The following is a 17,787-nucleotide window of genomic DNA, read 5'->3' as shown; positions in this document are numbered from 1 at the left end:
CGGTCACCCGAACGCAGCAATTTCGGTGCCGCCGGCCGGGCAAGCATCTTGCTCCGCTGATTCGACCGAAACCGTTCCGGAGGTGACGATGCCGACGAATCGCAACACGCCGCCCGCCACGCGCCGCCGCCTCGGCGGATGGATGGCCACCGAGGAATCCCGCATGGCCGCGTTCCGCGAAAAAATCGCGAACGAAGCCCGCGCGCATGCCGGCGAACGGCTGCGCACGCCGGCCGTGCAGGACCTCGCGCGGCTGTTCGACGACAACGCGGTGCTGCGCATGAGCCTGACCCGCGCGATCGACGAAGCGTGCGAATCGGGATACCGGCTCGGCTACACGTCGATCGGCGAGCTGATGACCGTGCTCGACCATCTGATGACCTACACGCCGCCGTTCAGCGAGGAAAGCCTGATCGTGTGCCCGCTGAACGCGTTCTTCGACTGGCCGATGTGCATGCCGTCGGGCCACGCGGTGTTTCGCGACGCGGCCGTGAACGCGCAGTTGAAGCGCGTGCTGAACGTCTGGTGCGACTTCCTTGGCGGCCCGCACTCGCGCACGCATCTCGACACGTCCGCGCCCGACGGCTGGTTCTGCGACGCAGCACGCAAGCGTCTGGGGCTGTCGCAGTTCCAGTATCGCGAAGACCAGCCGCACTGGGGCTTCGATTCGTGGAACGACTTCTTCACGCGGCGCTTTCGCGATGGCGCGCGGCCCGTCGCGGCCCCGGACGATCCACACGTGATCGTCAGCGCGTGCGAAGCCGCGCCCTATCACGCCGAAACCAACGTGAAGCTGCGCGACACGTTCTGGATCAAGTCGCAGCCGTATTCGCTGCGCGACCTCTTCACGCCCGCGTGGCTGCCGCTCGCCGAGCGCTTCGTCGGCGGCGACGTCTATCAGGCCTACCTCAGCGCGTACAACTATCACCGCTGGCATGCGCCGGTGCGCGGCGTCGTCACGCACGCGTATCGGGTAGACGGCGCCTATTATTCGGTCGCCGAAGCGGAAGGCCCGGACCCGGCCGGGCTCAACGACTCGCAGGGCTACATGACGGCGGTGGCCGCACGCGCGGTGATCGCGATCGCGAGCGACGATCCGGGCATCGGCACCGTGGCGGCCGTGTTCGTCGGGATGGGCGACGTATCGTCGTGCGTGGTCGAGGTCGTGCCGGGGCAGCGCGTCGACAAGGGCGACGAGATCGGTTACTTCCAGTTCGGCGGCTCGACCTACTGCCTGCTGTTCGAGCCCGGCGTGATCGACCGCTTCCTGTACGCGCCGCCGTTCGAAGGCGAGCCGCCCGTCGTGCAGGTCAATGCGCCGGTTGCGGTCGCGCGGTGAGCGCGGCGCGCGGCCCTGCGCATCACCCGTCGGTCACATCGTGCAGGCCGATCGCGTGGGCACCGGCGGCGTCATGACGCTGCACGCATTGCAGCACCGACAGGCCATCGGCGGTCAGCGCGGGTCGGTGCGCGCCCGACGCGTCGTCGTGCTCCATCACGATCAGGCGTCGTTCGACGAGCGCGACGACGTCGTCGCGATCGATCTGGATCTGTTCCGGCGCGTGATGCGCGAGGAACAGTGCGGCGAATTCGTGGGCAGTCAGCATGCTCGTTTCCCCGGTTGACGGCTGCGCTCGATGCGACGACGGCGTCGCCTCGGCATGCGGCGCGTATCGTGCGCCGGCGACGTCAGGGGCATGCACGGACCGTGCCAAGTGGCATACTTCGGCCGGTATCCGTGCCGCGCCGATGCCACGTGATAGGGCACTTGGGGGCGATCGTGAACCGCTGCAAAGTTTTCAACGGCGTGTAACGTCGCCGCCGTTGGGTTCCGCGCTGCTGATATGACTACCGGTCGAATCACTGCCGGCGATCGCGCTCCTCAGTTCGTTTAGCTTACCGATCGCCTATTAATCTAGTCAGTAGGTATAACGCCTAAAAAACCATTTCCTTATCAGCAGTGCACCAATAAATACACCGGCAGCGGTTACAGCAACCCAGTAAGCAATTTTTTTGCCTATGCATCATCTTGGCCCACTTTTCTCGATTCGGGCCTCCGCCGACTGCAGCCATTTAAGCCTTCCATTTCCATCTTCAGTCACTTTGATCGAATGGTCCCATAGCACTACACCAAAGTGAACAGAATTCGTCTGACCAACGCCAAAGTCAACCGCGCCAGTTTCGCCATAGGCATATGTTACTGCACCAATCACACCATTCATCAACATCTAATCATTAGCTTTCGCAGTATCGCAATCTGCCGATTGATTTTATCAAATCAACCCGCCTTACATCTGCGAATCGTCAAAGCGTTATAAGTCATATTAATTCCATACACTGCCTTCCCGTCACCACGCTCCATCCCCCGCTGCACTTCGGCACTAATCCCTTTTTTACAAAGAATCACCACTTCATCTGAATTAACTTCCCTCCAACCAATATCCACTAGTCCTCGACTGTACTTATCCGCCAATTCTGGCGACCATGACTTCGCGTCGACCCCCACATATAAATATGCGGCCCCATATTTATAGCTTTGAGACCTCACTGCCACGACGCCCCCATTCATCAAAATCACATCCATATCGCGCCGCATAACATCAAGCTTCTCTTGCCCGTCAACAGGATTATTTCTCAATCCATAAATCACTACAATAAACACAATAACAGCGACAACCATCCAAACTCGTTTATCGAATTTCATCTTCGTCATGCGAGCAATCATCTCCGTTTAGGTTGCATGCCAGGAATTGTAAAAACTGGAAAACTAACACTGGTGGAACCACCTCCACCCAGATTTGGCGCACGTGTAATCCCGCCAAAACCTACACCCACTTCTACGGATGTATCTCCGCCGAAAGCGTGATTGCCACCGACACACGCCCCGTACGCACACATATTTACACCAAGTGATGCGCCCGCAAGAAAATTATCAGTTTTATCTGCCTGAATAGTGGGAGCTTGATTAGCCGCAGTCGGAATAACGCCGACGGTAACGGACGCTCCCGGTACCACCGGGACAGCACCGCCCCCTCCAAGATAAACATTTCCATTATGCAAATTAATAGAAATACCCGCCGAACTACCAAAAGCCGCTCCCCCGATAGATACGTAATCCAGCTTTCCGGGGCGTGTGGAGAGTACATTCGAGACGAATGCGTTACTGTCAGCTCGCAAATCATCAGTGCTGTACTGAAACAAACCGCTCGCCGGCGTTAGCTTTACCATGCCACCGTAGCCCGAAGCCGCGAAGTACGTCCCATTGTAATTCTTCAGTTGAGTCTGTTCGGCCGTATAACCGGCACCTTCTTGCTCCAGCGCCGAGTACTTTGCGTAGTCTGCCGTACCCGGTGCGTACTCGGCTGCACAGTGGACGAGTGCACATCCGGCCGCTTCCAGTCGATGCTCCTTGTTAGGATCGCCGTTGGCCAATTCATGTATGACTTTCTTTTCTTCGGAGTGAAGTTGGCGATTGAATCGGTCGACGTTGTACCCCGAGAACGCTCCCGCGTCGCCGCCCACGGCGGCGCCGGCCCCCGTCGCGATCACGTTCGCCACGATGTTGCCCAGCGCCTGATTCATATTGGCATTGCCGGTCGGATCACTGCCTGCGATCGCGCTGCTCAGTTCGTTCAGTTTGCCTGCGGCAATCGACGCGACCGCCGCGCCGGCAGCACCGCCAACCGCGTTGCCGCCGGCCAGGCCCGTCACGAGCGCCGCACCAGCACCTTGCATCAGCGCGCGATTCGCTCCGCCTTCCTTCCACGCGTCGACACCTGCCTGGTCACCGTTGGCAGCCGCATCCTTCATCATCTTGTCCGCGTAGTCTCCGATCCGGCGCGACACCGCTTCGCCGGCCGCGCTGGCTGCAGCCATCATGTCCGACTGATTGGCCAGCAGGTTCTGCACGTCGGGCAGTTTGGCGACCGTCCCGTTCGTGTTCGTCGTATCGCGGCTCAAGCTCGCCGCATCCTGCTTCTGGTTCGCCGAATCCGTGATCGTGACCGTTCCGGCGCTGACACCGCTCTTCGTCGTCGCGCTATCACTTCCGCTGTCGTTCTGGCCAAGCATGGGCGCGGCACCACCCGCGTTCTTGCCCGACGCGCTTCCATGCGTGCTGTAGTTCATCCCGCCATCGCCTGTCGTCGCGCCCGCGCTGAAGCCACTCGAGCTCGCATCGTAGTGCGACTGGTTCTGGATGTCCGAGAAGGTGAGGGAACCTGTCGTCAACGAATTCTTCGACGCATCCGCGCTACTCGCGATCAACCCACCCTTCAGGTCCGTATTGCCGGTGACGTTGATATTGAAGCCCTCATCGCCCGCCTGAATGCCGGCCTGCTCATCGACACCCGCATAGCTGCCCGTCGCATTCCCTTTGCTCTGGCTGAAGCTCGCGCTGGCGCCACCCTGACTGATGCTGAAACCGCCACCCGAACTCGACTGATGCGCCGCGCTCGCCAGCGTATCCTGCACGCTGGCGATGTTCAGGTTTCCGCCTACGTCGGCATTCACCTGATTGCCTTTCACGTTCGAGCCGATGATGTTCGTATCACCGCCCGAAATGATCGTCACACCGTTTGCAGCATTCACGTGGCTGTTGTTCTGCGTGGCCAGATCGCTGTTACCGTCGCCGTTGGCTTTCGACATCGCCGCCGAGATACCGAACCCGCCCGTGCCGACCGACACACCCACGCTCGCGCTCTTCGACTCGTTCGTGCTGCGCGTCGAATCGGTATCCGTCGTATTGACGATGTTGACGTCGTTCTTCGCGGCCAGAATCACGTCGCTCGCGTTCACGTTCGATCCGGCAATCGTCACATTGCCGCTGCCCGCCTGACCGTTGCCGGTTGCCGCAAACGCCACCGTTCCGCCGGCGTTCACATTCGAGCCGCGATTCGTCACGCTGTCCTCGCTGAACGCGCTCTTGCTGTGGCTGCTGCCGACGCTGAGTTCGACCTTGAACTCGGGTGTCGCGCCTCCGGCCAATGCCGCCGCGCCTGCGCCCACCGCATCGATTGCCCCGCTCGCGGCTGCCATCCCGTGCAGTGCGGCCGCACGACCATCCTGACTCTTGCCGGCTGCGCGCGACTGGCCCACCACGTTCGACACGGCGTCGATCACCGGCGCCTTCAGCGCGAGCGTCAACCCGCTCTTCGATACTTCCTGCGTCTGCGCGCGATGACCAGTGGCCTGTGCCGCATCGATCGTCACGTTCGCGCCCGTGCCGCTGATGTTCCGCGCGGCAATCAGGTCGCTGCCCGTCACACGCAGGTCGTTCCCGGCGACGATGCTCAGATTGCCGTTGAGCGAGCCGATCGTGCTGCCATTATTCGACACCTCGCTCGTCTGGCTCGTCGTCTTCAGCGAACTGCTGCCCACCGACACCGACAGGCCGCCGCCCGACATCAGCCCCGTTTCCTTCTTCTGGTAGTAGCTCGACGACGCGAGCGTATCCTGCGTCGTCGCGACGGTCACGTTGCGCGCCGCGCTCAGCGCGACGTCGTTCGTACCGACGACCGTGCTGCCCTGGATAATCAGATCGCGGCCAGCAGCGATCGTCACGCCATCGGCCGATACCAGGCTGCCCTGGTTCAGCGTCATCGTCTGGTCGATCCCGCTCGCGACCTTCGTGCCGCTCACCACGCCGCTGCGGCTGTGCGTTTCGTGCGCATTCAGTTCGTGCGTCCCGGTCGCCGCACCGATGTTCACGTCGCCCGCGGCAGCCAGCGTCACATTGCCCTTGTCCAGACCGATCGCGCTGCCGATCACGTTCAGGTCTTTACCCGCCACGATCGCCACGCTTTCGCCACCGGTCAGCGTCGTGCCGCTCAGGGCCTGATCCGACGTGTGCAGCGACTCGGCATAGCCGCGGCTGCCCTCGTTACCCGAGCTGGTACTGTTCACGGTCGACGTCGCGCTCGCCACGCCCAGTGTCACGGTGCCGCCGGCCACGACCGCACCGCCACCGCCCAGTTCGATCTGCGCCCCCTTCGCGGTGAGATCCCTTCCTACGACGATCGCCGACTTCCCGCCGACCTTGACCGCACTGCCGATGGATCGATTGACTTCCGTGTCCGACACGCCGTTCGCGCGCTCGACTACCTTGTGCTCGCCGACCTGCTGCGCGCCGAGCGTCCAGTCGCCGCCGACCTGCATCCCGAGATCGCCGCCGACACTCAGATTGCCCGCGTTCTGCCGGAAGCTGCCGCCCGTCGCGATCGCCGCGTCGCCGGCCACGTCGATGCCCGCTTGCGGTCCGAGCGTCGTCGACACGCGCGTCGCGCCGTCTGCGCTCGCCTGGCTGCGCGTGTGCGTCGCGGTATCGAGGATCAGGTCGCCGCCTGCTGCCAGCGCCAGACCGCCGGCCTTTACGCTTGCCGAGGTCAGATCGACTGTCCCGGTCGTCACCAGCGTCATCCGGCCGCCGCTTTGCAGCGCACCGAAGCGGTTGTCGAGGCTCCGGCCGCCGATCGAAAGGCTGTCCGCGGCGCGGAGCGTGCCGCTGTTCGAGAACGACCGCACGTCCTTCAGATCGACGTTTCCGCCTGCGATCAGCGGGCCGTTCATGTCCTGCCGGCTCGCCTGTGCGAGATACACGACTGGCACCAGCACCGATTGCCCGTCGACGACACGCGTCTCCAGCAGCACCACGTTGCTCGTGAGCTGCGCGACCTGTTCGGCCGACAGGCTCGCGCCGAGCGGCAGATCGAGGGATTTCGACAGCGCGGCACCCGACGACAACAGCGCCTGATACATCGATTCGATGTCCGTGTACGGCCCGAGCACCGCCTTGCCGGTCAGGGAGGTGAGTTGATTGCGCACCAGCCATTGCTCGTAGAACCCGTCGCCAACGCGCTTCGCCGTCTGCTCCGGGTTCAGCCCGAGCTGCTGCAGATAGTAGTCGCTCGACATGAACGCGCGTCGGCTCGTGAACGCCGGGTTCGTCTCGATCAGGTAGTTCGCGTTCGGCGCCGGGTTCGGATGGAACAGGCCGCCCTGCGGAATCGTCAGGTTCTTCAGCACGTCGACCGCCGTCGCGCTCGCGATCACGCGGTCGATGCCGCCGCCGACGGCGCCAACGTCGACACCCGGCGGCAGGCCGATCGGTGGGCGCCCCGCATTGCCGGCCGGGTTGTCGATACTCACGCCCGTGCCGGAGAGCGTGCCGTTCGCGACGAAGCTCGATTCGTAGCTCGGCAGCGCGTACTCGCGAATGTCCGATGGCGCATTGCAGCCCGGCGTGTCGCAGAACGAATAGCTCCAGAACTTGGTGCCGTCGTAGTTTCGGTACCAATATTTGCCCGTGTAGGTCACCTTGACCTGCGGCGCGAGCTGTCCCCTCCAGCTATCCTGATCGAGCGTGCGCGGTATCTCGATATCGCCTGCCGCCGTCACCTGGCTCCAGTAGTTCTGGAACGTGTCGACGGACGACGCGTTCAGACTCCCGCCCACCACGATCTGCGCGGCCGGACTGATCTTCGAGACAAGGTTCGCCAGCGGCGTGCCGGTATAGGTCGTGTATTGGTACGTGCTGTTGTACTCGCCACCATGCGGCGGCTCGACGTAGACGCCGCCGATGCTGTCCGGATCCTTGACGCCGACCTGGCCGGTGCGGCCGGACAGACTGATCCCGAGCCGCTCGAGCAGCGTGGCATCGACTTGCGAGGTCCATGCCGTTTGCATCTCGCGACGCGTGTTCGTCACGAGATCGGCATGCAGCGCCATGTCGCCGTCCGACTGGATCAGGCCTGACTGATTCAGGATATGCGCAGCCTTCGTGTATTGGCCGGCTGCATCCTTGCCACCCGCCAGCACCACACGGCCAAGACCGTAGATCGCGGTCAGCGCCGGGGTATCGGTTGTCGTCGTGTCGTCGCGGTTCTCGATGTTTTGCGCGAGCAGTTCGAGCAGCCCATCGCTGGCAGACGCCCCGATCAGCGCGGTCGGCCCGACGTTCGCCAGCGCAGACGCAGCCGAGAGCGACACGCTTGCGCCCACCAGCGTGCCGGTGTTGATCAGCGTGTTCGACTGCGTGCGCAGCCGGCCGCCCGCTGCCATTGCGCCACTGTTGACGACGTCGCCCGCATCGACGCTCAGGTCGTTCACGCTCATCAGACCGGCGTCGTTGTTGAACGTCCCCGGCAGTGTGAACGCCAGATTGCGGCCTGCATTGAACTGGTAGTCCGACGTGTTCGTAAAATCGCCGCGCAAGTACAACGCCAGATCGTTCGCCGCGCTATACGCTCCACCGCCGTAGAGCGTGCTCGCGCGGATCGACAGATCGCGCATCGCGCCGATCTGGCCACCCGCGTTGGAGACTGCGCCGGCAGTCGTGATGCCGACGTCGCCGCCGGCGCCGGTGATTCCGCCGCCGTCGTTGTTCAGGCTATTTGCGCGAAGCAGTACATTCGCGCCGTTCAATTGGCCGCCCCGTCCGTTGGTCATGGAACCGGCATCGAGCGTCACGTCACCGTTCGCGGCAAGCGCGCCGCCCGTGTTGTTCAGTTCGCCGCCGATGCGGGCCGAGATCGAACCGAGCGCGGCCAACGTGCCGCCGATGTTGTCGAAGGCGCCTGCCGACAACCCGATGGTGCCACGGCTCAGGATCGTGCCACCGGCGTTCGTCAGCAGCCCCGAACCGAGGCCCGGCATCAGCGCCAGCGTGCCGGTACCGGCGTGCACGATCATCCCGCTCGCGTTGTCGAGCGCCGCCGGTGCCAGTGTGAGGTTCGTGCCGTTGGTCTGGATCGTACCGCTCGCGTTGTCGAGCGTGCCGCTGACGTCGACCGTCGTTTCCTGACTGCCGTACTGCGTGAGCGTGCCGCGCGCGTTGTGCAGATCCGTGGTCTTCACGTTCAGCCGATCCGCCGCCATCGCGCCGTCGCGGTTGTCGACCAGGGCCGCCGTGACTTGCAGTGCGTGCTGTGCCGTCAGGCTGCCGTGATTCATGACACGACCCGCCTGCACGGTCACGTCTCCGTTGCCGCCGATCACGCCACCTTGCACACCGGTCGCCGTCGTGCCGCCGGCGTTCGTCAGCCGGCCGGTCGCCGACAGTGTCAGGCCGTCGCCATTGAGCGACACGATCCGGCCCGCCGAGTTGTCGAGCGACGCGCCCTTCACCGACAGCGCGCCGCCGCTTTGCATCGTGCCGGCACGGTTTGCGATATCGCCGGCACTGAGCGTCAACGCCCCGTCCGTGACGAGCGTGCCGCCCTGGTTCTCGAGCCGTCCCGATGTATCGATTGCAAGCGGGCCGACTGCCGAAAGCTGTCCGCCACGATTCGACAGCGCGCGGGCCGCGAGCGTCGTGCCAGCCTGGCTCGATAGCGTACCGTGGTCGTTGACGAGTACGCCTGCGGCACGTGCATCGATCGCACGTTGCGCGCTGGTCGTCGCGTTCGTCAGGTTCAGGCCGCCAGCGTGAGCAAGCAGCGAAACGTTTGCGTTCGCAGCCGTCTTCGAGCCCGACAGGTCGATGCCGCTGCCCGTGAACGCGACGTTGCCGCCCGCGACGTTCCGGCCGTTCGCCGTCAGCTGACCGGTCGCGGTGACGATCAGGTCGCCGTCATGGGTTACCGCGCCGTCCGCATTGACGCCCGCGCCCAACGAGCCCGTCGACGCGACGCTGTCGGCCGAGACGTTGAGTGCGTGCCGTGCGGCCAGGGCACCGTTATTCGACAGCGTGCCGGTCGTCGATACCGACACGTTGCGCTGCCCGTACGTCGTGCCGTCGTTCCGGATACCGCCTTGCGCGGTGATTGCGAGATTGCCGGTCGCGTTCGTCTTGCCACCGAGCACGAGCTGGCCGTTCGACTGCAGCGTCAGGTCACCCGACTGCGCGGCGATCGTCCCGGCGTTCGCCACCCCTACGCCGCGTTCGTTCGAGACGAGCAGGATCCGCTCGGCGTACATGCCGCCCAATTGACTGACGTCGATGGCGACGCCCGGCGCGGCGCCATCGCCCTCGATTGGCGTCGCGGCGAGCGTATCGCGATCGACCTGACTGGCGCCTGCGATCACGTTCAGTTTTTTCGCGTGGATCGCTGCATTGGCCTGCACGGCGCGCGCGATCAGATCGACCTGATCGACGCTCGATGCGTCCAGACCCGCGCCTTGGACCGTGATCAACCCGCGATTCACGTGGTAGCCGGCGAGCGAGCCGTCGGCACCATAGTACGGCCGCCCGGTCGTCAAGGTGGCGCGGCTGGTATTGATGAAACCACCGCCGTCCACCACGATGCCGGCCGGATTCGCGAGCACCACTTCCGCGCGGTTGCCCGCGACCTCCACATAGCCTCGAATCTGGCTGGCGGCCGTGCTGTTGACCTGATTGACGATGATGCGTGCCGATTGCCCGGGGCCGAAGTTCGGGTTGCCGTTGATCATCCCCGCCTGCTGCGTGTGCACCATCGCGGGCGAGTTGTTCAGCAGCGCGCCGTTGCGGTGCACATCGAACCGATCGTAGTTGTTGACCGATACGCCGGCACCGCTCGGCGCGGCGATGTTGACCTGCGGCAAGCCGTTCGGCGTCTGGATGACGTGGGTCGGGGTGCCTGGCGTCGGTGCGATTTGCGCCCAGGGGATCGCGGGCATGGAACCGAGCGCGGCGGCCAGCGTCGCGATCGACGCGCTGCGGGATGTGCGGCGCGCACGCGCGTCGCCGCTCGCTGATTTCCCCGTGGTGGTCGCGGTTTCCCCGACTGCGACCGCCATCCCTCGGCGCCCGGAATGCACCAGACGGTAGGTCTCTTTGTTCATCGCTCTGACGCTGGTACTTGTTAGATCGATGAACCGTATTCGGAATAATTTTTGAGAAACGGAGAACGTTTCTCAAATGCTACGGAACAGGCAAAATCGGACCGGTCTGATTGACGTGCTTTGCACCATGATCGTAGCGAGAGGCGAGCAGCCCAACTTCGCTCATGCCGCGCTGAAACAGCGTCAGCCGGCTGTCGAGTTTCAAGCTGAAGGCGCCGAGCGGACGCCCGCCCGATTCAGGGCCGCCGCGAACGAAACAGCCCTGCCCTCGCTGCGCCTGCCGGCGCACGGAAATACCCGCTGTGCAGCACCACGTCGTGGTTGCCGCTCGCCAGCACGTCCGCGCATGCGGCTTCGATCCGCGCACGGCCGCGCTCGAACGCGTCGCGCAAGTCGGCTTCCAGCGCGGAGCGCGCGCCGAAATGGTCTTCGAGCGCCTCGACGGTGATCGCGCAGTCATGCGGCACGCCACCGACCTCGACGACGAAGCGCATTTGCAGCGCCGCGCCGTCGAACGCGGGCGGTTCGTCGGTCAGCGTGACGGCGCGCGGGGAACCTGTCGGCATCGGCTCACGCCCCCCGCGCCGCGAGGCGCTCGACCAGCGCGCCGTTGAACGCGGGCAGGTCGGCCGGCTTGCGGCTCGTGATCAGGTTGCCGTCGCGCACGACTTCCTCGTCCACCCACTTGCCGCCCGCATGACGAATGTCGTCCTGCAGGCTCGGCCAGCTCGTCATCGTCTTGCCGTCGACCAGCCCGGCCGATACCAGCAGCCAGCCGCCGTGACAGATCGCCGCGACCGGCTTGCCGGCGCCCACCGCCGCCGTCACGAATTCGCGCGCGGCGGGCACCATCCGGATCGCGTCGCCGTTGATGACGCCGCCCGGCAACACGACCGCGTCGTAGTCGCCTTCGCGTGCCTCGTCGAACGTGCGATCGACCTTCACGCGCTCGCCCTTGTCGACATGCCTGAAGCCCTGGATCTCGCCGCCCTTCTGCGAAATCACGTCCACCTGCGCGCCTTCTGCCGCGAGCGCGCGCTGCGGTTCGACGAGCTCGGCTTCCTCGAAGCCGTCGACCGCGAGAATCGCTACCTTGCAATGATCCAGCCTGCCGCTCATGAATGCCTCCGTGGAAGGTGTGGCACACGTCGTGCCGTGTTCGTCGCGCAGCAATCGGCGTGCCGCGTGCTCGAGGCGCCGCAGGCTGCCGCACGCCGCAGCAACCATGCGCGCTTGTATTGCCCTGCAATCGGGGAACGACCCGCGCGCCGGCGTGCGTATGCCTCTCGTCGTCTCGCCTGCCCCGTTCGTCACGGTCGGGGGTGCAAACTTTTCAACGGGATGTAAGCCGACGCCGTGCGCCCGTTCGATGCGCCGCGATCACTGCAAATGACGCGCGGCGTCGAGCATCGCGTCGGTCAGCTCGACCGTCAGCGTCAGATTCTCGTCGGTATCGGGCAACTGTTCGAGCGTCTGCTGCACGGCGTCGTGCAACATCGCATGCACGCGCATCCGCGCGCCGTCGTCGAGGTCCGTATAGCGTTCCATCGTCGAGCATTCGAGCGCGAGCACGACCGAATGCCGCGCCGCCTCGGGTGGCGCCTCGACCGCGTTCGCCCACGCCGCATGAAACATGACCCTGCCCGTTTCGACGTCCACGTGCACCGTCGTGTCGAGATCGTCCATGTCGCCTGCATCGTCGTCGATCTCGTCGTGCTCCAGAAAAATCCGGGAATTCGATTGCATGATGTCCTCCTGCGTGGTGACGGCGCGCCCGTCCCGGGTAACCGCGCCGCCATCGCGCCGTGCCGGCCGCGCCGGCACGACACCGTCAATAACCGCTGGAACCGCCGCCCGTCCCGCCGGCCCCGCCGCCGCCCGTGCCCGTCGAGCCCGCCGACCCGCCGTTGCCGGCGCCCGTCCCGCTCGTGCCGCCCGAGCCGCCCGAGCCGCCGGCCCCACCGGACCCGCCGCCGACGCCGCCGCCGGGGGAGCCGCTGCCGCCCTGGCCGGCACCGTTCGGGCCGCCGCCCGGCTTCACATGCCCGGCCGACCCGCTGTGCGACCGCATCCCGTGCTTCGCGCCATGCCGCTGCGTGCCCGCCGGCGGCGGCGGCGCGGCCGTATTGCCGTTGGTGCCCGGCGTCGACATGTCCATCGACGGGTTTGGCGCGCCGGTGCCCTCGTCAGAGCGCTGCGAGTTCTGCGCCCACGCGGCCGGCGCGGCGGCGGCGATCGCGACGGCCGCGCAGCCCAGCACGTGCCGCGCGACGAACTTCGATTCGAATACTGACTTCATGGCGTTTTCTCCCTATGGACGATCGCGTGATGGAAATTCCTGCTCCGGTCTTTCAGCAAGGCCCATGCCGCGCCGGCGACGTTCGAGATGCGGCACGCGGTTTGCTCCCCTCCCGCGCACGACTTGTCCGTGACCCATACGGAGCCTCCGCCTTATGCCTTCCGCTTCTGCTTCCGCTTCCCACCCACACGGCAAGCGCCATACGCGCCGCCCCGGCCGCGCACGCGGCGCCGATCCGAACCACCGCAAGCGCTGGTCCGGCGAAGTCACGCAAAAAAGCGATGCGCTCGACATCGAGCCCGACATCTTCAAGTCCGACGATCCGGCGGCGATCGCCGCGTCGCTGAAGCACTCGGCCGAACACAGCCGCCGCCGCAAGGCGTCGCCGTTCCAGTCGGCGATGTCGATGCTGAACTTCTACGTGAACCGCGCGGGCCGCAACCTGCCGAAAACGCGCCGTGCAACGCTCGAACGCGCGAAGCGCAAGCTGCGCGAAGCGTTCGGTCGCAAGCCCTGACGGCCGGCGCGTCGCCCGTCTCCCTCCGCTGCGATCACACATGCACGAAACCCTCTGGTACCTGATCATCGGCGCGGTGCTGCTGGGCATGGGCGTCGTGACATCCGCGTTGCGCCACCTGCCCTGCAGCTCGGCCATGATCTACCTGGTGCTCGGCGTCGCGCTCGGCCCGAGCGGCGCCGGCCTGCTGCATCTCGACCTCGAACGCGACGGCCCCCTGCTGCGCGCGATCGTCGAAGTCGCGCTGCTCGTATCGCTGTTCGCGATCGGGCTGCGGCTGCGCGTGCCGCTGTCCGACAAGCTGTGGCTCGTGCCGTGCCGCCTCGGGCTGCTCGCGATGGTCGTCACCGTGCCGCTGCTCGCCGCGTGCACGGTGCTCGCGCTTGGCGTCGGCTGGGGCCCCGCGCTGCTGCTCGCGGCGATCCTCGCACCGACCGATCCGGTGCTCGCGCACGACGTGCAGGTGCACGACCCGGGCGATCGCGATATGGTGCGCTTCGCGTTGTCCGGCGAAGGCGGGATGAACGACGGCATCGCGCTGCCGTTCGCGCTCGCGGGGCTCGCGCTGTGCGGCGCACCGGGCGCAACGCACGGCATCCCGCCGCTGTCCGGCACGTTCGCGCTGGTCGCGCTGTGGGGCATCGCCGGTGCGACGGCGATCGGCGGCGGGCTCGGCTGGGCCATGACGAAGACGATCGGCTGGCTGCGCACGCGCCACGCGCAGGCGCTCGGCCTCGAAGGCTTCTTCGCGCTCGCGCTGATCGTGCTGTCGTTCGGTGCCGCGCAGCTCGCGCACACGTTCGGCTTCATCGCGACGTTCGCGGCCGGCGTCGCGATGCGGCGCGTCGAGCATCGTGCGAGCGGCGACCGTCCGCCGCGCGAAGTGATCGGCCAGATCGATTCGGAAGACGTCGTCGCGACCGAAAAGCATCCGGACAAGGCGCATGCGTTCATGGCCGAATCGGTGCTCGGCTTCACGATCGAGCTCGAACGGATCGCGGAGGCGATCGTGATGACGATGATCGGCAGCGTGCTGTCGACGCTGCCCGGCCCGCTGTTCACGTGGGGCGCCGCCGCACTGGCCACCGTGCTGTTCGTCGCCGTGCGCCCGCTCGCGGTGCTGGTCACGCTCGTCGGGTCGCGGGCGACGCATGCGCAGCGGCGGCTGATGGCGTGGTTCGGCATCCGCGGGATCGGCTCGTTCTACTATCTGCTGTTCGCGCTCGAGCACGGGCCGTCCGAGGCCGTGCGCCCGCTGGCGGCGCCCGTGCTGGCCGTCGTGTCCGCGTCGGTGGTGGCGCACGGGGTCTCCGCGACGCCGCTGATGAACTGGTATTACCGGTTGCAGCAGCGCCGTCGCTGACGGTTCACGTGTCCGCGCCGAGCCGCGCCCGCATCGCCGCGGTGATGCGCTGGCGCGCCTTCGCATAGCCTTCCCACGGGTCACGCTTCAGCGCGTCCAGCCGCACGTGCAACGTGTCGATCGTCCATTGTGCGCCGCCCGTCGTCTGCGGCACCTCGTCCCACTCGAGCGGCACCGACACGCCCATGCCGGGCCGCGCGCGCACCGAATACGCGGCGATCGTGCTCGCGCCGCGCCCGTTGCGCAGGTAGTCGACGAAGATCTTGCCGCGCCGGTGGCGCGGCCCCATCGTCGCGGTGAAACGCTCGGGCAGCGTGCCGGCGACGTGCTGCGCGACCGCGCGCGAAAAATCCTTCACGTCGTCCCAGCCCGCGTGCCGCGTGAGCGGCACGACGACGTGCAGCCCCTTGCCGCCGCTCGTTTTGCAGAACGACACGAGCCCCAGCTCGTCGAGCAGGCCGCGCACCAGTTGCGCGGCGTCGATCATCGTGCGCCACGGCAGCGCCGGATCGGGATCGAGGTCGAACACGATGCGGTCGGGCCGCTCGATGTTCGACGCATGCGCGTTCCACGTGTGCAGTTCGACCGTGCCCATTTGCGCGGCGCCGAGCAGCGCGTCGACGCTGTCGATCGACAGCAACGGCCCGTGGCCGGGGTCGAGCCCTTCGTGCTGCGTGACGAACGGAATCTCGCGGCGCTCCGCGTGTTTCTGGAAAAACAGCTCGCCGGCGATGTCGCCCGGGGCGCGCACGAGCGAGACGGGCCGGCCTTTCAGGTCGGGCAGCAGCCACGGCGCGACCCATTGCCAATACTGCGCGAGATCGATCTTGCGCGTGCCGCTTTGCGGGTCGAGCACGCGCTCGGGATGCGTGATGCGCACGCCGCCGAGCGAGTCTGGCGCAGCCGCGCCGTCTTCGGCGCGCGCGGCCGCGCCGTCTTCGGCGCGCGCGGCCGCGCCGGAACGTGCGGTGCGCTTGCGAGCGGCCGTTTCATGAGCGGCAGGCGATGCGCGCTTGCGTTTGTCGTCGTGCGTGGTTTCGCGTCGATCCATCGTCACCTCCGTTTCCGTGTGTTTCGGCATTTCGCGGACGATCTGCTGCGCCGGCTTGTCGTCGCGCAGCGCGATGAACGCGGCCTGCCGCACGATGCCGTCGCCGGTCCATTCCGCGAATTCGCATTCGGCGACGAGCGTCGGCTCGACCCAGTGCACGCGCGTGCGCGTGCGTTCGCGCGGCGGTGCGTCGAACGGCATTGTGTCGCGCTCGTGCTTGCGCAGGATCGCGGCGAGACGGTCGAGCATGCGCGCGTCGAATCCCGTGCCGACGCGGCCGACGTAGCGCAGCGGCCCCGGCCCGCGCCGCCGCTTGCCGGCCGGCGGCGGTTCGTGCACGCCGAGCAGCAGCGCGCCGAAGCCGTGCCGGCTGCCCGATGGCTCCGTAAAGCCGCCGATCACGAATTCCTGCCGGCGCCGGCATTTGAGCTTGATCCACGCCGGCGAACGGCCGGCGCGATAGCGCGACTCCGCGCGCTTGCCGATCAGCCCTTCGAGGCCCGTGTCGCAGGCGCTCGCGATCAGCGACGCGACGTCCTCGCCGAGATCGGGCGAAAAACGCACGCGCGTCGGGTCGCTGTTCGCGAGCAGCGGTTCGAGCAGCGCGCGACGGGCCGTGAGCGGCGCGTCGCGCAGGTCGTATCCGTCGAGATAGGGCAGATCGAACGCGAAGAAGGTGATTGCATCCGAGCGGCCCGTGCCGAACGCGTTCTGCAACGCCTGGAAATCGGGCAGGCCGTTTTCGCCGAGCACGACGGCCTCGCCGTCCAGCCACGCGTCGTCGACATCGAGCGCCGCGAGCGCGTCGCGCTGCGCGCGCAGCTTCGCAGTCCAGTCGCGGCCTTCCCGCGTCATCAGCGTGACGCGCCGGCGCGCGCCCTTGCCGGCAATGCGCGCGAGGATCCGGTAACCGTCGAACTTCAGTTCGTAGCACCAGCCGCCGTGCGTCGGCGGTGCGTCGACCAGCGTCGCGAGTTGCGGCGCGACGCGCTCGGGCAGCGGCGCGCGCACCGCGCCCTCGACTTGCGACGGATCGGTGGGGCGCTGGCTTTCGTTGCCTTCGCGGCTTGCAGGTCGCGTTGCCCGTGAATCGCCGTTCGCGCCGCTCGAGCCGCCGCGTCGCGCCGCTCGCTTGCGCGCCGCGCCGTCGGACGCGCCGTCATGCACGCTGCCCGGCCGCTCGCCGACCACGTCGAATTCATCGGCGTTGCGCGCGTCGTCGTCGCGCTCCTTGATCAGCAGCCACTGCTCCTGGCGCCCTTCCTGGCGCCCGCTACGTACGAGCGCCCAGCCGCCGTGCAGCTTCTCGCCGTCGAGCCGGAACGTCAGCTTGCCGGCCCGGTAGCCTTCGCGTGCCTGCGCGACGCCGCCGTCGGGCGTCCACGTGCCCTCGTCCCAGACGACGACCGACCCCGCGCCGTAATGCCCGGCCGGAATCTCGCCTTCGAACGACGCGTATTCGAGCGGATGGTCCTCGACATGCACCGCGAGCCGCTTCACCTGCGGATCGAAGCTCGGCCCCTTCGGCACGGCCCACGACTTCAGCGTGCCGTCGAGCTCGAGCCGGAAATCGTAGTGCAGCCGGCGCGCGTGGTGCTCCTGGATCACGAAGCGCAGCGGGTGGCGGGCGCGCGCGGCGGGTTTCGCCTTCGTGCCCGCTTTCACCTCCGCCTTCGCGCGACGCTTCCCGTGCGCGCCTTCGGGCTCTGGCGTCGCGCCGAAATGGCGCTTGCGGCGATACGGATCGAGCTTGCCGGCCATCGCGTCACCTCGTCGAAATCGGAGTCGGCGTCATC

At 66.5% G+C, this 17,787-nt stretch carries 13 protein-coding genes; 3 read left to right on the top strand and 10 right to left on the bottom strand.

Features of this window, described 5'->3' with window-relative positions; translation table 11 throughout:
* Positions 1 to 88: 88 nt before the first annotated feature.
* Positions 89 to 1,339, top strand: coding sequence for a phosphatidylserine decarboxylase family protein (locus tag CFB35_RS31895; protein WP_060310540.1), 1,251 nt, complete (start codon positions 89 to 91; stop codon positions 1,337 to 1,339).
* A 22-nt stretch (positions 1,340 to 1,361) separates the two neighbouring features.
* Here CFB35_RS31895 and CFB35_RS31890 read toward each other — a convergent pair whose 3' ends face one another.
* The 9 genes from CFB35_RS31890 to CFB35_RS31865 form a co-directional block, all read right to left on the bottom strand.
* Positions 1,362 to 1,607 (bottom strand): hypothetical protein, encoded by a 246-nt coding sequence (locus CFB35_RS31890; protein ID WP_060310424.1) that lies wholly within the window; start codon positions 1,605 to 1,607, stop codon positions 1,362 to 1,364.
* Positions 1,608 to 2,024: 417 nt separating this feature from the next.
* Positions 2,025 to 2,222, bottom strand: a complete 198-nt coding sequence (locus CFB35_RS35750; protein ID WP_179231824.1) for a polymorphic toxin type 22 domain-containing protein — start codon at positions 2,220 to 2,222, stop codon at positions 2,025 to 2,027.
* A gap of 56 nt (positions 2,223 to 2,278) precedes the next feature.
* Positions 2,279 to 2,713, bottom strand: a complete 435-nt coding sequence (locus CFB35_RS34805; protein ID WP_143328778.1) for a hypothetical protein — start codon at positions 2,711 to 2,713, stop codon at positions 2,279 to 2,281.
* 8 nt (positions 2,714 to 2,721) lie between these two features.
* Complete coding sequence (locus tag CFB35_RS31885; RefSeq protein ID WP_373453031.1) at positions 2,722 to 10,716, bottom strand: hemagglutinin repeat-containing protein; 7,995 nt, start codon at positions 10,714 to 10,716, stop codon at positions 2,722 to 2,724.
* A 124-nt stretch (positions 10,717 to 10,840) separates the two neighbouring features.
* The gene (locus CFB35_RS35560; RefSeq protein ID WP_256940252.1) at positions 10,841 to 10,966 is read right to left on the bottom strand and encodes a hypothetical protein; all 126 of its coding nucleotides are present in this window, start codon (positions 10,964 to 10,966) and stop codon (positions 10,841 to 10,843) included.
* A gap of 31 nt (positions 10,967 to 10,997) precedes the next feature.
* Positions 10,998 to 11,327 carry a DUF1488 domain-containing protein gene (locus CFB35_RS31880; RefSeq protein WP_089466133.1) on the bottom strand — a complete coding sequence of 110 codons (330 nt, stop codon included), beginning with the start codon at positions 11,325 to 11,327 and terminating at the stop codon, positions 10,998 to 11,000.
* A 4-nt stretch (positions 11,328 to 11,331) separates the two neighbouring features.
* Positions 11,332 to 11,880 (bottom strand): type 1 glutamine amidotransferase domain-containing protein, encoded by a 549-nt coding sequence (locus tag CFB35_RS31875; RefSeq protein WP_059575215.1) that lies wholly within the window; start codon positions 11,878 to 11,880, stop codon positions 11,332 to 11,334.
* 261 nt (positions 11,881 to 12,141) lie between these two features.
* Entirely contained in the window at positions 12,142 to 12,507 is a 366-nt protein-coding gene (locus CFB35_RS31870) for a DUF3022 domain-containing protein (RefSeq protein ID WP_089466240.1), read from the bottom strand.
* An 85-nt stretch (positions 12,508 to 12,592) separates the two neighbouring features.
* Complete coding sequence (locus CFB35_RS31865; protein WP_059575039.1) at positions 12,593 to 13,060, bottom strand: hypothetical protein; 468 nt, start codon at positions 13,058 to 13,060, stop codon at positions 12,593 to 12,595.
* A gap of 154 nt (positions 13,061 to 13,214) precedes the next feature.
* On the opposite strand from CFB35_RS31865, the gene CFB35_RS31860 reads away from it, so the two are divergent.
* The gene (locus CFB35_RS31860) at positions 13,215 to 13,577 is read left to right on the top strand and encodes a DUF3175 domain-containing protein (RefSeq protein WP_089466132.1); all 363 of its coding nucleotides are present in this window, start codon (positions 13,215 to 13,217) and stop codon (positions 13,575 to 13,577) included.
* 40 nt (positions 13,578 to 13,617) lie between these two features.
* Positions 13,618 to 14,940, top strand: coding sequence for a sodium:proton antiporter (locus CFB35_RS31855; protein WP_089466131.1), 1,323 nt, complete (start codon positions 13,618 to 13,620; stop codon positions 14,938 to 14,940).
* Positions 14,941 to 14,944: 4 nt separating this feature from the next.
* On the opposite strand, the gene ligD is transcribed toward CFB35_RS31855, so the two are convergent.
* The gene (gene ligD / locus CFB35_RS31850) at positions 14,945 to 17,752 is read right to left on the bottom strand and encodes a DNA ligase D (RefSeq protein WP_089466130.1); all 2,808 of its coding nucleotides are present in this window, start codon (positions 17,750 to 17,752) and stop codon (positions 14,945 to 14,947) included.
* Positions 17,753 to 17,787: the final 35 nt, after the last annotated feature.

Source organism: Burkholderia sp. AU16482 (assembly GCF_002223285.1).
Taxonomy (GTDB): domain Bacteria; phylum Pseudomonadota; class Gammaproteobacteria; order Burkholderiales; family Burkholderiaceae; genus Burkholderia; species Burkholderia semiarida.
The sequence above is the reverse complement of the archived record's forward strand: the minus strand, read 5'-3'. Positions and strand labels throughout refer to the sequence as shown.

Excerpts from the sequence above, each read along its gene's own strand:
- CFB35_RS31895 (WP_060310540.1), top strand. The coding sequence starts at position 89 with ATGCCGACGAATCGCAACACGCCGCCCGCCACGCGCCGCCGCCTCGGC.
- CFB35_RS31890 (WP_060310424.1), bottom strand. The coding sequence starts at position 1,607 with ATGCTGACTGCCCACGAATTCGCCGCACTGTTCCTCGCGCATCACGCG.
- CFB35_RS35750 (WP_179231824.1), bottom strand. The coding sequence starts at position 2,222 with ATGAATGGTGTGATTGGTGCAGTAACATATGCCTATGGCGAAACTGGC.
- CFB35_RS34805 (WP_143328778.1), bottom strand. The coding sequence starts at position 2,713 with ATGACGAAGATGAAATTCGATAAACGAGTTTGGATGGTTGTCGCTGTT.
- CFB35_RS31885 (WP_373453031.1), bottom strand. The coding sequence starts at position 10,716 with ATGGCGGTCGCAGTCGGGGAAACCGCGACCACCACGGGGAAATCAGCG.
- CFB35_RS31880 (WP_089466133.1), bottom strand. The coding sequence starts at position 11,327 with ATGCCGACAGGTTCCCCGCGCGCCGTCACGCTGACCGACGAACCGCCC.
- CFB35_RS31875 (WP_059575215.1), bottom strand. The coding sequence starts at position 11,880 with ATGAGCGGCAGGCTGGATCATTGCAAGGTAGCGATTCTCGCGGTCGAC.
- CFB35_RS31870 (WP_089466240.1), bottom strand. The coding sequence starts at position 12,507 with ATGCAATCGAATTCCCGGATTTTTCTGGAGCACGACGAGATCGACGAC.
- CFB35_RS31865 (WP_059575039.1), bottom strand. The coding sequence starts at position 13,060 with ATGAAGTCAGTATTCGAATCGAAGTTCGTCGCGCGGCACGTGCTGGGC.
- CFB35_RS31860 (WP_089466132.1), top strand. The coding sequence starts at position 13,215 with ATGCCTTCCGCTTCTGCTTCCGCTTCCCACCCACACGGCAAGCGCCAT.
- CFB35_RS31855 (WP_089466131.1), top strand. The coding sequence starts at position 13,618 with ATGCACGAAACCCTCTGGTACCTGATCATCGGCGCGGTGCTGCTGGGC.
- ligD (WP_089466130.1), bottom strand. The coding sequence starts at position 17,752 with ATGGCCGGCAAGCTCGATCCGTATCGCCGCAAGCGCCATTTCGGCGCG.